This is a genomic window from Acidaminococcus sp. (assembly GCF_050873445.1).
In the GTDB taxonomy this organism is placed as follows: Bacteria; Bacillota; Negativicutes; order Acidaminococcales; family Acidaminococcaceae; genus Acidaminococcus.
The window spans coordinates 35,530-49,685 of the sequence record NZ_JBNMIU010000003.1; the positions used below are offsets into that span (position 1 = coordinate 35,530).

Genomic DNA, 14,156 nt, shown 5'->3' on the forward strand with positions numbered 1-14,156 from the left:
GCGAACATAGCGAAAAACGATGAATCAGGAACTCATTCATAAACGTTCCAAGGAGGTCATGATATGAACAAGAAACTGGTGGCCGCGGTTGCTGCGGCCTATATGCTGGGAGCCGGCACCCGTGCTTTGCCCGCCCAGGCCTTTGATCTGGGCTCCGTCCTTAAACTGGGCGGCATCAGCTATCTGGTCAGCCGGTTCGGCGGCGAAATCAATACCTTCATCAACAAACTGACCCTGCAGAAGGGTCTGGATACCCATTATGCCACCAAGGTGGTGCCCATCCTGAGCCTGGGCAGCGGCAGCTACATCGGTGCCGTACAGGTAGTGGGGCCCAAGGCACAGGTGGACAAGGTCAAGGCCGTGGGCCAGCTGGAAGGCAGCCTCGTGAAAGTGGCCCGGGTCAAGGCCATGATCCCCATTGATTCCACAAGCATCAGTAATATCAGCCGGGTGGAAGGCGTAGGGATCAGCGCCATTGTAGACTTCAAGATATGATGCTGGCAACATTTTTAACAGGGGATGTTTCACGTGAAACATCCCCTGTTCTGTGTTACAATAGTCTACAGTATCTTTTGTTAGAAAGGAGTGACGCCCATGTCCCGAATCCTTGCTGTCGCCAACCAGAAAGGCGGCGTGGGGAAAACCACTACCAGCATCAATCTGGCAGCCTGTCTGGCGGAAAACCGGAAGAAAGTCCTGCTGGTGGATCTGGATGCCCAGGGTAATGCTACCAGCGGCCTGGGCATCGATAAAACGGATCTGCCCCGCTGCATGTACGATGTGCTGATCAACAATGCGGATCTGACAGATGTAATCGTCTCCACGGCCTGGAAGAACCTGTGGGTGGCGCCAGCCACCATGGATCTGGCCGGGGCGGAGATCGATCTGATCGGGAAGAAAAATCCGGCCAATGCCCTGAAAAAACACCTGGGTAAGGTGAAGGAAAACTACGACTTTATCCTGATTGACTGTCCGCCTTCCCTGAGTTTTTTGACCATCAATGCCCTGACGGCAGCGGATGGGGTGCTGGTGCCTCTGCAGTGTGAGTTCTATGCCCTGGAAGGGATGGCCCAGCTGCTGAACACGGTGGACCGGATCCGTCAGTCCAGCAACCCGGATCTTACCGTTGACGGCATCGTCATGACCATGGCGGACAGCCGGACCCATCTGTCCAATGATGTGGTGGAGCAGGTGCGTACCCATTTCCCCGACCTGCTGTACAGGACGGTGATTCCCCGTTCCGTACGACTGGGGGAGGCACCCAGTTACGGACAGCCCATTACGGTATACGATCCCCACGGAAAGGCGGCGGAGGCATATCGGGCATTGGCACAGGAGGTGAAGCGGCATGGCCGGTAAAAAAGGAGGTCTGGGTCTGACGGGCCTGGATAAGATGTTCGGCACCCGGAGCAAAAAGGCTCCGGCTCCGGTGATCGAGGCACGGAAGGCAGAAGAGAACGTGGGCGAAGTGGCCGTGAAGAATCTGCGGCCCAACCCCTACCAGCCCCGGACCGTGTTCGATCCGGATAAACTTCAGGAACTGGTGGAAAGCGTAAAGCACAGTGGGGTCATCCAGCCTCTGATTGTGCGGAAGAAGGGCCGGCAGTATGAAATCGTGGCAGGGGAACGGCGCTGGCGGGCGGCGAAAGAAGCAGGGCTCAGCAAAGTGCCGGTGGTCATCCGGGATTACGATGAGGCCACCATGATGGAAGTGGCCCTGGTGGAAAACATGCAGCGCAGCGATCTGGACCCGCTGGAAGAGGCAAAGGGCATCCAGAATATGATGGATGCTCTGGGACTGACCCAGGAGGAGACAGCAAAAAAACTGGGCAAGAGCCGGACGGCTGTGACCAATGCCCTGCGGCTGCTGAAATTGCCGCCTAAGGTGCAGGAACTGGTGACTGCGGGCAAACTGACCGCCGGACAGGTACGGCCGCTCCTGGGGCTTTCTCAGGCGGCACAGATGGAAAAAGTGGCTGCCCAGGCTGTGGAAGGCGGCTGGTCTGCCCGGATCCTGGAAGAAGTGGTGAAGGCGGTGAAGACAGGGAAGCCCTACCATATCTATATGGAGACGGAGAAGACGCTGATCAAGCCGGAAAAAAACTCTCGAAAAGGAAAGAAGAACAAATCCGATGCCGCGGCAGACGATCTGGATGTGAAAGCCTTCCAGGAACAGCTGATCCAGTACCTGGGCACTCGGGTAAAAATCCAGCCCGATGGGAAGAAGGGTGGCCGGATCTTGATAGAGTATTATGGGGATGAGGATCTGGAACGGCTCTATGAGCTGCTGAAAGGACCGGAACCTGTCAGCAGACGGAAAACTCCCGGCCGGTTCACAGTGTAAGGAGGCGCTATGGTTGGAACAGGGACAGTTGTAAACGTGGCAGCCATTGCGGCCGGCAGCCTGGCGGGACTTCTGGTGGGCCGGGGCATCAAGGAAAAGTACCAGGAAACGGTAATCTATGGCCTGGCGCTGTGCGTGATTCTGCTGGGACTGCAGATGGCCCTCCAGGGGACCCATATCCTGATTACCATCGTCAGCCTTGTGATCGGATCCATCGTGGGCGAGGCCCTGGATATTGAGGAAAAACTGGAAAAAGTGGGCCTGTGGCTGGCCGGAAAAGTACAGAAAACCAGAGGAAAAGGCAATGTCAGTACGGACGTCTTCGTAGAGGGCTTCCTTTCTACCAGTCTGCTGTACTGTGTAGGAGCAATGGCCATTGTGGGGTCCATTCAGGACGGGCTGACCGGGGATGCTACCACCCTTTATGCCAAATCCATGATCGACGGACTCAGCGGCATCATCTATGCGTCCAACATGGGACTGGGGGTCCTGTTCAGCGCATTATCCGTAGGCATCTATCAGGGAACCCTGACAGCGCTGGCCGGCTTTTTGGGACCCTATATGAGCCAGACTGTGGTACAGGAGATTTCTGCCAGCGGCGGGCTCATGATCCTGGGCGTGGGCATCAACATGACGAAGCTGCTGAAGATTCGGGTGGGGAATATGCTGCCCGGATTGGTGGTAGCCGGGGTGCTGGCGCGGATTTTTTTATAAAAAGCTTGCAATTTTAGGCTCATAAGCGTATAATACAATTTATCGGGATTATAGCTCAGTTGGTTAGAGCGCATCGCTCACATCGATGAGGTCTACGGTTCGAATCCGCATAATCCCACCAATTGAAAATCAAAGGCTGTCGCTGGGGCGACAGCCTTTTTGCTGTGTGCTTTTGCATAAAAATACAAGATGGTCATCTTGCCAATGTCCACTGCATAAACATAAAAATCCTGACTTCATTTTTCACAGGGACTGCCCGGAAGGAGAGACTTTGTCCCGGGTGCCCGGAGTGCTCCAAAAAGGTTTGACGGAACCGGTTCCCGTATATTATCATGGGCTTATCCAAAAAGATTTTGAAGGGAGATTATCAGTATGGTAGAAACGATTGCAACGAAAAATGCTCCGGCCGCGGTAGGCCCGTATTCCCAGGGCAAGGTATGCGGCAATATGGTGTTTGTCTCCGGGCAGACTCCGATCAATCCGGCTGTGGGCAAGGTGGAAGCTGATACGATCGAAGGCCAGGCTGAACAGGCCTGCAAGAACGTGGGAGCCATCCTGGAAGCTGCCGGCAGCGGTTTCGACAAAGTGGTGAAGACCACTTGTTTCCTGGCGGATATGGGCGATTTTTCCGCTTTCAACGCCGTATACAAAAAATACTTCGTCAGCAATCCGGCCCGTTCCTGCGTGGCAGTGAAAGACCTTCCCCTGGGCGTGAAATGTGAAATTGAAGCCATTGCGGAGAAGTGAAAAACAGAGATTGGTACTGATTACTAATCAGCAGCAAAAGACAAGAGAGTCGTGGAGGTTTTCACGGCTCTTTTTCTTTTGTGGTGCTGTATAATTATGGTACAGCAGTACGGCGGGTCATCGGCGATACCCGTCGTCCCTTTCCAAAGGAGGTCCTTTCCATGCCAACTACCAAACTGACCCTGGCACCCCAGCAGCGGCAGCAGCTCAATCTCCATCTGGTGCAGCAGATGAAGCTGCTGCAACTGAATTCTTTGGAGCTGGACCAGTATGTCCAGGAGGCGGTGGAGGCCAATCCCCTGCTGGAATTCACCTGGAGCAATGGAAATCATGACTGGCAGGAAACGGATGGCCGGGAGTATTCCCGGAGTCATGGTGCCCGTTCCCGGGACGACGAACCGGCACCGGACCCTCTGGCCAATGTGGTCCGGCAGGAGGAGACCCTGCAGCAGGTGCTCCAGGAACAGCTGGGTTGCCAGGAGCTGAACGGAGAAGAACGGCAGCTGGCCCGGTACATTGTCGGCACCCTGGATGGCAACGGCTGGTGGCGGGAGGACGTGGAGGCCACAGCTCAGGCCTTTGGCGTGGAGTCCCGGTCTGTGGAAGCAGCACTCCAGCGGGTACAGCAGCTGGAACCGGCGGGCGTAGGGGCCCAAAGTCTTGCTCAGTGCCTGGAACTGCAGCTTCCGCCGGAAGCTCCGGAATTGGTGCGGAAGATCATCCGGGAGGGGCTGGACCTGTTGGGACAGAATCAGATTCCGGCTCTGGCCGAAAAGTTCCGTGCCACGAAACAGGCAGTGCTGGCTGCCCGGGAAATGATCTGCAGCCTGGACCCCAGGCCCGGGGCCCGGTACGCCAGCACCGGACCGGTGGCTTACCAGCGAGAGGATGTACGGGTGGACGTGGGCGCCAAAGGTCTGACCATTACTGTATATGACAGCTGGGGCGGCAAGTTCGTGCTGAACCAGGAATATCTGGATTGGGGAAAGAAGCAGGCTAATGCACAGGTGAAGGCGTATCTGAAGGAACAGCTGGGTAAGGCCCGGTACTTGCAGCAGCTTTTGAAGGAACGCCAGCAGACGCTGCTGCTGGTGTTCCAGGCCCTGGTGACTCATCAGGAATCCTTTTTCCGGCTGGGGCCGGGGCACAAACAGCCCTTGAAGTTGGCAGACCTGGCGGAGGAAACCGGACTGGCCATCTCCACAGTGAGCCGGGCCCTGCAGCACAAGTCCATCGGGTGCCGGTGGGGCTGTTTCAAAGCTGACAGCCTACTGGTAGGGGAGGCGGCGTCCCAGGCCGCTGGTACGGTGACGGAAGAACGGCTGCAGCAGCTGATCCGCCAGGTCATTGACCGGGAGGACAAGCAGCATCCTCTCAGTGACCAGGCCATCTGCGAAGCCCTGAAGCAGCAGGGGGTCCACACAGCCCGGCGCACGGTGAACAAGTACCGGGTGAAGCTGGGCATACCCGGCAAGAGCGGGCGGAAGCAGTGGGAATAAAAAAGCAGCCCATCCACTTTCTGTCCGGCAAAGGTTGCCTACAGGTTGGATTGCGTTTCGCCCTCCTTTGTAAATAAGGCTCGGGCAGTTCCAGGCAGAAGTCCTTATTGGACAGGGAAAGATGAGCTGTCTTTGTGGGCCATCAGCTGACCTGGGAACGGTCTTTCCTGACTGCAGACCCTGCGATAATGGGAAGTCCATTGAGCCGGAGACGAACAATCGCCTCCGGTGATTTTTTGCCCTAAATAATCTTAAATTCCGTAAAATTAATTACAATTTCCTGCTATTTGTAACAACAATTTGTGAACTAACTGTGAAACACTATACACGAACAATAGATAAGTTATAATAAAGACAGTTCGGAAATAGCCGAACAAAAAGGAGGGACTGTAATGGGAATGAATAGTAAGGTGAAAATGAAGGCGCGGAAAAAAGCCGCCGCAGTAGAGGAAAGAATCATGGAACTGTTCGCTCCCAGAATGTCCGGAAGCGACGTCCCCAGCCTGAAGGACTGGGATCCCATGGGTTATTTCGATTTCGAATGAGCGAAGTCGGAATCTCGGTAGGAAAGTAAAGAAGCAGGAGGGATGAATCATGGGAATGACGGCAAAGCGTGGTTATGAAATGACGAAAACAGTGAAAAGCCTGAAGGATCTTTTGTTTGTAGGGGTCATGGGCGAGAGCCGGAAAAGATCCAAGGCCACTGGGTATGAACTGGAAATTTCCGGTATGGTGAAACGGGAATTCCGGGTATAAAAAAAGGACGCCCGCTGGGCGACCTGGAAACAATGGTGGAGATATCGCATGCTCCCTGCGGTATCTCCACCATTGTGTATCTGATACAACGATTGTATCATTGTGTACAAGAAAAAACTTATTTTCAGGAAATTCAAATCTTTGATTGACCTTTTCGGGACCACAACTTAGAATTGGGTTGTATGTAGCATTCTCAATCAAGAACGATTCTAGAGAGGAAGTGCAGGCAAATGATGTTGAAAAAGCTGGAAAAAGTATTGACCGTAACGGCGCTGTCCATGAGCCTTTCCCTGGGGCTGGCCTATGATGTCCATGCCATGGTGGGCGGCAAGCCCGTCATCGGGATCTCCTGGAAGAGCAACAAGCAGGATTATGCTGCCTTCAAGAAGATCATTGAACTGGCTGGCGGCGTCCCGGTGGAACTGGGCCAGATCAAAAGCAGCGACGTGAAATACGATGCCGATGGGGCCGTGGATAAAAGTGCCCTGGAAAAATCCGGTATGCTGAAGCAAAAATATGCTGCCAAGATCAAAGCCAAAGACTTCTCCAAAACCAACATTGCCACTGTGATGCAGGGCGTGGATGGGGTGTTCGGTACCGGCGGCGAAGACATCAGTCCCTCTCTGTATAAAGAGGCAGAAAAGGAAAAGAACCACGGGGAAGGCATCAATGCCACCCGGGATATTTCCGACTATACGCTGCAGGCCTACTGCCTGGCCAACAATATCCCTACCCTGGATGTATGCCGCAGTGAACAGATGCTGGGCGTGGTCAGCGGGGCAAAGATCATCCAGGATCTGACCGATTACTATAAAGATAAGGGGCAGACCTATCACGATGATTTCCACCGGATGCCTCCGGGTACCCCCAACAGGGATTATGCCCGTCATGATGTGCACATTCTGCCGGTAAAATCCCATCTGCGGGACATTGTGGGGGCAGATGAGCTGAAGAATGTGTCCTCCTGGCACCATCAGGCCATCGGCAGCATTGCCGGCACGGATTTGGTGCAGACTGCAGAAACTACCTATAATGGTGTTTCCATCATCGAAGGCGTGGAAAATCCGAAGAACCTGTTCACGGTAGCCCTGCAGTTCCATCCGGAAAACGACTTGAGTCAGGTCCTGGTCAACAAGAAGGATGCCAAGGACTATTGTGATGTGGATACGTCTATGGCCTTCTTCAAGGCGTTGGTCAAAGCGGCCACGGAAAAAGCCACGGCGGCTAAATAATCAGCTGGTTTCCATCAGCTGGTAATTGGTGAAGGGGTGTGAAAAAAGTGTTTTTTCACACCCCTTTTTGCTGTCCCTGATCAGTGTTTTTCCAGGGCTTCTTTCAGCTGGTTGAAGGCTTTTTCTACAGTGCTGCGGGGGCAGGCCATGTTGAACCGCTCGAACTGGGATGTGGCTTTGCCGAAAATCCTGCCGGAATCCAGCCACAGTTTGGCTTCATCGGTGATCAGGTGATCCAGTTCATCATCCGTGAATCCGTACCCGGAAAAATCGATCCATACCAGGTATGTGCCTTCCGGTTCCACAAAGGTGGCTCTGGGCAGGTTCTTTTTCACGAAATTCCGCACATAGGCAATGTTTCCGGCAATGTAGTCCACCAGTTCCTTTACCCATTCGTCCCCTTTGGTGTAGCAGCTCTTCACGGCTGCCTGGCCCATGATGCTGCCCTGGCTGTAGCCGGCAGCAGCGTTGGCCCTGCGATATTTTTTCCGCAGTTCTTTATCGGGGATGATGATGTTGGCAGGCTGCAGGCCGGCCACGTTGAAGGTCTTGCTGGGAGAATGGTACAGCACCAGCAGTTTCCGGTATTTTTCGCCCAGGGTCATGAAGCTGATGAACGTATGGGGGGCATAGACGAAGTCGCAGTGGATTTCATCATCCATGATGATCACGTTGTGCTTCAGGCAGATATCCCCCAGCCTCGTCAGTTCTTCCTTCGTCCATACCCGGCCCGCCGGATTGTGGGGATTGCACAGCATATAGACCTTTACATGGTTTTCTACGATTTTCTTCTCAAAATCAGTGAAGTCAATTGTGTATTTACCATTTTCGTAATGGAGTTGGTTGTTAATGAACTTCCGTCCGTTGTCTTCGATCACTTCCCGGAACGGGTAGTATACCGGCTGCTGGATTAGGATGGCATCTCCTGGTTCAGAGAATGCTTTTACGCCGGTCGCCAGGCCGAAGACTACTCCGCAGCCCAAGGTCACCCAGGAAGGATCCACGGAATAGCCGTAATGGGCGGTGGTCCAGCGGTTCAGAGCCGCATAATATTCGGCGTCCGGATCGGTGTAGCCGAAGATGCCGTGGTCGATCCGCTTGTGGAAGTCGGCCAGGATTTCTTCCGGCAGGGCGAAGTCCATATCAGCTACCCACATGGGCAGCAAGTCGGTGCGTCCCTTGCGCTGCATGCCGAAATCGTATTTCAGGCAGCTGGTGTTCTTCCGATCGACGATTTTGTCAAAATCATATTTTCCCATCAAATAAGACCTTCCTTCTTTTGGTTTAAAACCTACTGGATTACATGGTTTTATTGTATCGGTTTTTCAAAGAAACGTCAAAACAGGAGCGGGTCCCCTGCTTCTTTACATTTTTCGTTTCTCTCCATATAATAAATTATAACTATACATGGCGCAGAAAGGCAGGGAATTGAATGGCACAGACCAAAACAAAAGACATGACACGGGGCAGTATCCCCCGGCTGCTGCTGGAATTCGCCCTGCCCCTTATGATCGGCAACGTGTTCCAAATGTTGTACAACACGGTGGATTCCATTGTGGTAGGCAACTTTGTGGGCACCCAGGCCCTGGCCGCTGTCAGTTCCACCACCATGATCACCAACATGAGTGTATTCTTTTTCAATGGCTTTTCCATCGGCGGTACGGTGGTGATCGGCAAATACTTTGGTGCCAAAGACCATAAGATGCTCCACCGGGCGGTGGAAACCATCATGGCCGCCACTTTCATCCTGTGCGTGCTGTTCACTCTGGGTTTCCTGGGGGGAACGGACTTCATGCTGAATTTCATGAAGACGCCGGCAGATGTCTTTGGCCAGGCTGCGGAATACCTGCGCATTTACTTTGCCGGTGTTACGGGCCTGTTGTTGTACAACATGGGCAGCGGCATCCTGCGGGCTGTGGGGGACACGAAGCGGCCCCTGTATTTCCTGATCCTTACCAGCGTCCTGAACATTTTCCTGGATCTGCTGTTTGTGCTCCAGTTCCACATGGGCATCGCCGGTGTGGCCTATGCCACCATCCTGGCCCAGTTCATTTCCGCGGCGGCAACCATGGCGGTGCTCATGCGCACGGATGACATCTACTGGTTCTCCCTCAAAGACCTGTGCCTGGACCGGGGCATCCTGCGTGAAGTCTTCCGGATTGGGCTGCCCACGGCGTTTCAGAGTGTGATTACCTCTTTTTCCAACATCTTTGTCCAGTCCTACATCAACTTTTTCGGCGCCACGGTCATGGCCGGATGGGGCTGTTACAACAAGCTGGATCAGTTCATCATGCTGCCCATGCAGAGCATGGCCATGGCTTCCACTACCTTTGTGGCCCAGAACATAGGCGCCCGGGAAGAGCAGCGGGCAGATCGAGGTACGGCTGTTTCCGTGGGGCTGTCCGTCCTGATTACCGGGGCCATTGCCCTGAGCCTGTTCATAGGAGCAGAAAAAGCCATCCAGCTTTTTACCAGTGACAGAGCCGTGATCCTGTCCGGTGCGTCCTTCATCCATATGAATACCATCTTCCTGATGTGCAACTGTGTGAACCATGTACTGGCCGGGGCATTGCGGGGCCGGGGCGATTCCATGGGGCCTATGGTGATCATGCTGTTTTCCTTTGTGCTGATCCGGCAAATCTATCTTTTCATCATGACCCGTTTCATCAGCAATACACCGCCGACCGTTGGTTTCGGATACCCGGTGGGCTGGACGACCTGCTGCATCCTGGAAATCCTGTATTTCCATATCCACTGGAAACACAGAGCCCGCTGATCCAGATCTTTCTCTTATTGTCCATATAACGGAATCATCAATGTGCATCCTATCTACAGAAAGGCAGGGAATCCGATGGCACAGACCAAAACAAAAGATATGACCCGGGGCAGTATCCCCCGGCTGCTGCTGGAATTCGCCCTGCCCCTTATGATCGGCAACGTATTCCAGATGTTGTACAACACAGTGGATTCCATTGTGGTGGGCAATTTTGTGGGCACCCAGGCTCTGGCTGCCGTCAGTTCCACTACCATGATCACCAACATGAGCGTATTTTTCTTCAACGGTTTTTCCATTGGCGGTACGGTGATCATCGGCAAATACTTCGGTGCCAAAGACCATAAGATGCTCCACCGGGCGGTGGAAACCACCATGGCCGCCACTTTTATCCTGTGTGTGCTGTTTACCCTGGGTTTCCTGGGGGGGACGGACTTCATGCTGCGCTTCATGAAGACGCCGGCAGATGTCTTCGGCCAGGCTGCCGAGTATCTGCGCATCTATTTCGCCGGTGTCACGGGTCTGTTGTTGTACAATATGGGCAGCGGTATCCTGCGGGCTGTGGGGGATACGAAACGGCCCCTGTATTTCCTGATCCTTACCAGTGTTTTGAACATTTTCCTGGATCTGTTGTTCGTGATCCAGTTCCATATGGGCATTGCCGGTGTGGCTTATGCTACCATCCTGGCCCAGTTCATTTCCGCGGCGGCTACCATGGTGGTGCTCATGCGTGCAGACGATATCTACTGGTTTTCGTTCAAAGATATCTGCCTGGATAAGGGCATCCTGAGCGACATCTTCCGGATTGGGTTGCCCACTGCCCTCCAGAGCGTGATCACGTCCTTTTCCAACATTTTCGTCCAGGCTTACATCAACTTCTTCGGTGCTACGGTCATGGCTGGCTGGGGCTGTTACAACAAGATTGACCAGTTCATCATGCTGCCCATGCAGAGCATGGCCATGGCTTCCACTACCTTTGTGGCCCAGAATATGGGTGCCGGCAATCATGAGCGGGCAGATGACGGCACGGTGAAGTCCATCCTGCTGACTCTTTTGATCAACGGGACCCTGTGTGCGGTCCTGGTGGCCACGGCGGCCCTGTCCATGCGGCTCTTCAACGGGGACGAGGCTGTGGTGGAGCAGGGAGCCGCTTTTATCCGGGTGAACCTGTTCTTCACCCTGTTCAACTGCGTCAACCAGGTACTGGCCGGGGCTCTGCGGGGCCGGGGCGATTCCATCGGTCCCATGGTGATTATGTTGTGCTCTTTTGTGCTGTTTCGTCAGACCTACCTGTTCTTCGTGACCCGCTACGGCAGCAATACGCCGCTAACCGTAGGGTTCGGGTACCCGGTGGGCTGGATGTGCTGCTGTGTGCTGGAACTCCTGTATTTCTATCTGCACTGGAAACACAGGGGATAAAGAAAAGAAAAAAGAGTCCGTACAACCAAAGAAACAATGGTTGTGCGGACTCTTTTGCTATGCGTTGTTTTCACAGGGACGCCCCCATAAAGGGCGTCCGTTTCCAGGTCGGGCAGCGGCCTGTTCTTTATAACCTTTGCACCAGTGACAGATCCACATTTCCGCCGGACAATATGAATACGACTTTCTCATCCGGTCTGAACCGGACCTTTCCGCTCTGGATGGCGGCCATGCCGATGGTGGAAGAAGGTTCTGCCAGTACCTTGCCCTCCGTCAGCAGCAGTTTCATGGCCGGCAGCAGAGCTTCTTCCGGAACATCCAGTACCTGATCCACTTTGTCCCGTACAATAGGGAACGTAAGATCTCCCGGGCACAGGGTAGCCACGCCATCGGCAATGGTATCCACCTGGGGTACAGCCGTGGGTCTGCCAGTCTGGAGACTGGCGGAGAAACGGGGGATGAGGGCCGGTTCGCAGGCATACACCTTTGTTGCCGGACGGATTCCTTTGACGGCAGTGGCAATGCCGCTAGTGAGCCCGCCGCCGCCCAGGGGGATCAGGATGGCATCCGGATCCGGCAGATCTTCGAAGACTTCCAGTGCGATGGTCCCCTGACCAGCCATCACGTCATAATCATTGAAAGGAGGCACATACCACAGTCCCTTTTCATCCCGCAGCTTTTCAGCAATGGCAAAGCGTTTGGGCTTGTCGCACAGGATGACTTCCGCACCCAGATCCCGAACTGCCTGGATCTTGATGGCAGGTGCATGGTCGGGAATGACTACCGTGGCCTTGATGCCCAGCATTTTGGCGGCATAGGCCACACCACGGCCATGGTTGCCGCTGGATGCGGTTACCACGCCCCGGGTCCGTTCTTCCGGCGTCAATTGCAGGATCCGGTTCAGGGCACCCCGGATTTTGAAGGAATGAGTGAGCTGCATACATTCTGCCTTTACGTACACCTGACAGCCCAGCACGGGATCCAGCGGCTTCAGCCGCAGCAGGGGCGTATGGTATACATAGGGTGCCAGCCGGTTCCTGACCTGGAAAATCTGTTCAAGAGACAGCATAAAAAGACCTCCTTCGGAATGATGATTTGGTTCCATTATAGGAGAAAGCAGCAGGCCGGGCAAGGGGGAAAGATGTCATACAACCAATATGCAACGGTTGTACAAACCCCTTTGTATATACAAATTTACTGTACCCTTTGTAGGGATGTCCCATAAGGGGCGTCCGTTCCCAGGTCGGGCAGCGGCCTGTTCCTTTTTATAAGATTTTGTATTTGGTTCCTCTGCCACGGCCCTGGATGATGATGTAATTTTTCTTTGCCAGTGCTTGCAGGAGCGCAGATGCCTTGGAACGACCGAAGGGGATGGATGGCAGAATCGTACTGATGGATTTGGGGATATTCCGGCTCAGCGCCTGATAAATGATTTGCTCGTCTTCGGTTAAATCAAAAAGGGTTACTACCGGGAGGATTACGGTGATGGAATTTTCCTGGACTTTAAATACCGGTTGTTTCAAACTCTTTTCATATGCAGCCCGGATCCGCAGGATCCCGGTACCCAGGATTTCAACCATATGGAGACGGTAAAAGATATTGCCCAAAATGGGATTGCGGAGCACGGACAGGTTGCCTTGCAGGTATTCTTCTTTGGAGATTCCACTGGCCAACCCGCCCGGGGAAGAGATTTCTGCCCGATCAGGGAAAAGCAGCACACGGATTTGTGCCTTGACATCCCAGGTCCGATGGATCAGCGCATTAGCCAATGCTTCACGAAACGCTTCTTCAGGGATTAGGCTGACTTTCACGCGCTCCATTCCTTCGATTTTTTCATACTGATAGGTATCTCTATATACTTCCAGTGCTTTTTCCAGTTCATGGAGTACGGATTCATGAGAGAAAGTGACACGCTTCTGGATGATGTTGATGGAATCTCCAAAGCGGGCAATATCGATCCCCGGGAAATCATTCTGGTCTGCCAATAATTCCGCGGCGTGGTTATAGCCATCCTGGTTTGAATATAAATTGAGTGACCTGAGCACGTCCAGTGTCAAAGCCTGGATCCCGATTTCTTTTTTTGCTTTTTCCTCTAAAAAGTGGAAAGAGAGATCCTGGTTTGCGGCAGGCAGTGCTTCAAAATCCATATTTCTGCCCTGTAGGATTAATCTCGAAAGCTCCAGAGAATCAACGGCAATGGTGGCAGTATCATTTCTTTTATACGCTTTGCCTTTGTAAAGATAGGGTTTATCAAGCCCTGGATGGACTGTCAGGACCACCGTGTGATTTGGGTTATGGACTTCTAATTCATAATGAGGCTGGGGAGAAATGGCATCATTGATTTTATTTTCAATGTCAAGGCAAGCCGCATCCGGATTCTGGATCCCGATGATTTTTCCATCATCCTGGACTCCAAAAATAACTGTTCCACCGTCATAATTGGCAAAGGCGCTGACAGTCTTTAAAAATGTATTGGTAATTTCCTGCTTGTATTCAAGGGTATGGGTTTCTTTCATGCTGAGCACCTCCTGCAGAATGAAATGGGTTATTTTCACTTTTATTGTAGCTGAAATCAGCCATATTTTCAACCATAAAAAAATACAGCTGATTTACAGCTGAAATATGGACGAAAAATAAATTTATGATTGAAAATAAGCAGGGCGGGGAATGGT

The 14,156-nt window shown here is 53.2% G+C and carries 14 protein-coding genes and 1 tRNA gene; 12 read left to right on the top strand and 3 right to left on the bottom strand.

Annotation, left to right across the window (positions count from 1 at the left end):
• The first annotated feature begins 63 nt into the window (after positions 1-63).
• The 10 genes from ACR0QW_RS01055 (at position 64) to ACR0QW_RS01100 (ending at position 7,292) form a co-directional block, all read left to right on the top strand.
• On the top strand, positions 64-495 hold the full coding sequence (locus tag ACR0QW_RS01055; protein ID WP_432641872.1) for a hypothetical protein: 432 nt from the start codon (positions 64-66) through the stop codon (positions 493-495).
• Positions 496-594: 99 nt separating this feature from the next.
• A complete protein-coding gene (locus ACR0QW_RS01060; RefSeq protein ID WP_432641873.1) occupies positions 595-1,359 on the top strand; it encodes a ParA family protein in 765 nt (254 codons plus the stop codon).
• Complete coding sequence (locus tag ACR0QW_RS01065) at positions 1,349-2,344, top strand: ParB/RepB/Spo0J family partition protein (RefSeq protein WP_432641874.1); 996 nt, start codon at positions 1,349-1,351, stop codon at positions 2,342-2,344. Before ACR0QW_RS01060 ends, ACR0QW_RS01065 begins: the two co-directional genes overlap by 11 nt.
• A gap of 9 nt (positions 2,345-2,353) precedes the next feature.
• A complete protein-coding gene (locus ACR0QW_RS01070) occupies positions 2,354-3,058 on the top strand; it encodes a DUF554 domain-containing protein (RefSeq protein ID WP_432641875.1) in 705 nt (234 codons plus the stop codon).
• Positions 3,059-3,102: 44 nt separating this feature from the next.
• Positions 3,103-3,179: transfer RNA gene (locus ACR0QW_RS01075), tRNA-Val, on the top strand.
• Between the two features lie 251 nt (positions 3,180-3,430).
• Positions 3,431-3,805 (top strand): RidA family protein, encoded by a 375-nt coding sequence (locus ACR0QW_RS01080; protein WP_432641876.1) that lies wholly within the window; start codon positions 3,431-3,433, stop codon positions 3,803-3,805.
• 161 nt (positions 3,806-3,966) lie between these two features.
• The gene (rpoN, locus tag ACR0QW_RS01085) at positions 3,967-5,304 is read left to right on the top strand and encodes an RNA polymerase factor sigma-54 (RefSeq protein ID WP_432641877.1); all 1,338 of its coding nucleotides are present in this window, start codon (positions 3,967-3,969) and stop codon (positions 5,302-5,304) included.
• Between the two features lie 392 nt (positions 5,305-5,696).
• Positions 5,697-5,849, top strand: coding sequence for a hypothetical protein (locus tag ACR0QW_RS01090; RefSeq protein WP_432641878.1), 153 nt, complete (start codon positions 5,697-5,699; stop codon positions 5,847-5,849).
• A 49-nt stretch (positions 5,850-5,898) separates the two neighbouring features.
• Positions 5,899-6,060 (top strand): hypothetical protein, encoded by a 162-nt coding sequence (locus ACR0QW_RS01095; RefSeq protein ID WP_432641879.1) that lies wholly within the window; start codon positions 5,899-5,901, stop codon positions 6,058-6,060.
• 230 nt (positions 6,061-6,290) lie between these two features.
• Entirely contained in the window at positions 6,291-7,292 is a 1,002-nt protein-coding gene (locus ACR0QW_RS01100; protein WP_432641880.1) for a gamma-glutamyl-gamma-aminobutyrate hydrolase family protein, read from the top strand.
• 80 nt (positions 7,293-7,372) lie between these two features.
• Here ACR0QW_RS01100 and ACR0QW_RS01105 read toward each other — a convergent pair whose 3' ends face one another.
• Positions 7,373-8,551: a MalY/PatB family protein gene (locus tag ACR0QW_RS01105; protein WP_432641881.1), complete on the bottom strand. Its 1,179-nt coding sequence runs from the start codon at positions 8,549-8,551 to the stop codon at positions 7,373-7,375.
• Positions 8,552-8,724: 173 nt separating this feature from the next.
• On the opposite strand from ACR0QW_RS01105, the gene ACR0QW_RS01110 reads away from it, so the two are divergent.
• Together ACR0QW_RS01110 and ACR0QW_RS01115 are read left to right on the top strand one after the other, a co-directional pair.
• Positions 8,725-10,068: an MATE family efflux transporter gene (locus ACR0QW_RS01110; RefSeq protein ID WP_432641882.1), complete on the top strand. Its 1,344-nt coding sequence runs from the start codon at positions 8,725-8,727 to the stop codon at positions 10,066-10,068.
• Between the two features lie 75 nt (positions 10,069-10,143).
• Complete coding sequence (locus ACR0QW_RS01115; RefSeq protein ID WP_432641883.1) at positions 10,144-11,484, top strand: MATE family efflux transporter; 1,341 nt, start codon at positions 10,144-10,146, stop codon at positions 11,482-11,484.
• A 127-nt stretch (positions 11,485-11,611) separates the two neighbouring features.
• Here ACR0QW_RS01115 and ACR0QW_RS01120 read toward each other — a convergent pair whose 3' ends face one another.
• Together ACR0QW_RS01120 and ACR0QW_RS01125 are read right to left on the bottom strand one after the other, a co-directional pair.
• The gene (locus tag ACR0QW_RS01120; RefSeq protein ID WP_432641884.1) at positions 11,612-12,553 is read right to left on the bottom strand and encodes a threonine ammonia-lyase; all 942 of its coding nucleotides are present in this window, start codon (positions 12,551-12,553) and stop codon (positions 11,612-11,614) included.
• Positions 12,554-12,749: 196 nt separating this feature from the next.
• A complete protein-coding gene (locus ACR0QW_RS01125) occupies positions 12,750-14,000 on the bottom strand; it encodes an RNA-binding domain-containing protein (protein WP_432641885.1) in 1,251 nt (416 codons plus the stop codon).
• Positions 14,001-14,156: the final 156 nt, after the last annotated feature.

Bases quoted from the DNA above. Each gene is read 5' to 3' on its own strand.
- ACR0QW_RS01055 (WP_432641872.1), top strand. From the start codon at position 64: ATGAACAAGAAACTGGTGGCCGCGGTTGCTGCGGCCTATATGCTGGGA.
- ACR0QW_RS01060 (WP_432641873.1), top strand. From the start codon at position 595: ATGTCCCGAATCCTTGCTGTCGCCAACCAGAAAGGCGGCGTGGGGAAA.
- ACR0QW_RS01065 (WP_432641874.1), top strand. From the start codon at position 1,349: ATGGCCGGTAAAAAAGGAGGTCTGGGTCTGACGGGCCTGGATAAGATG.
- ACR0QW_RS01070 (WP_432641875.1), top strand. From the start codon at position 2,354: ATGGTTGGAACAGGGACAGTTGTAAACGTGGCAGCCATTGCGGCCGGC.
- ACR0QW_RS01080 (WP_432641876.1), top strand. From the start codon at position 3,431: ATGGTAGAAACGATTGCAACGAAAAATGCTCCGGCCGCGGTAGGCCCG.
- rpoN (WP_432641877.1), top strand. From the start codon at position 3,967: ATGCCAACTACCAAACTGACCCTGGCACCCCAGCAGCGGCAGCAGCTC.
- ACR0QW_RS01090 (WP_432641878.1), top strand. From the start codon at position 5,697: ATGGGAATGAATAGTAAGGTGAAAATGAAGGCGCGGAAAAAAGCCGCC.
- ACR0QW_RS01095 (WP_432641879.1), top strand. From the start codon at position 5,899: ATGGGAATGACGGCAAAGCGTGGTTATGAAATGACGAAAACAGTGAAA.
- ACR0QW_RS01100 (WP_432641880.1), top strand. From the start codon at position 6,291: ATGATGTTGAAAAAGCTGGAAAAAGTATTGACCGTAACGGCGCTGTCC.
- ACR0QW_RS01105 (WP_432641881.1), bottom strand. From the start codon at position 8,551: ATGGGAAAATATGATTTTGACAAAATCGTCGATCGGAAGAACACCAGC.
- ACR0QW_RS01110 (WP_432641882.1), top strand. From the start codon at position 8,725: ATGGCACAGACCAAAACAAAAGACATGACACGGGGCAGTATCCCCCGG.
- ACR0QW_RS01115 (WP_432641883.1), top strand. From the start codon at position 10,144: ATGGCACAGACCAAAACAAAAGATATGACCCGGGGCAGTATCCCCCGG.
- ACR0QW_RS01120 (WP_432641884.1), bottom strand. From the start codon at position 12,553: ATGCTGTCTCTTGAACAGATTTTCCAGGTCAGGAACCGGCTGGCACCC.
- ACR0QW_RS01125 (WP_432641885.1), bottom strand. From the start codon at position 14,000: ATGAAAGAAACCCATACCCTTGAATACAAGCAGGAAATTACCAATACA.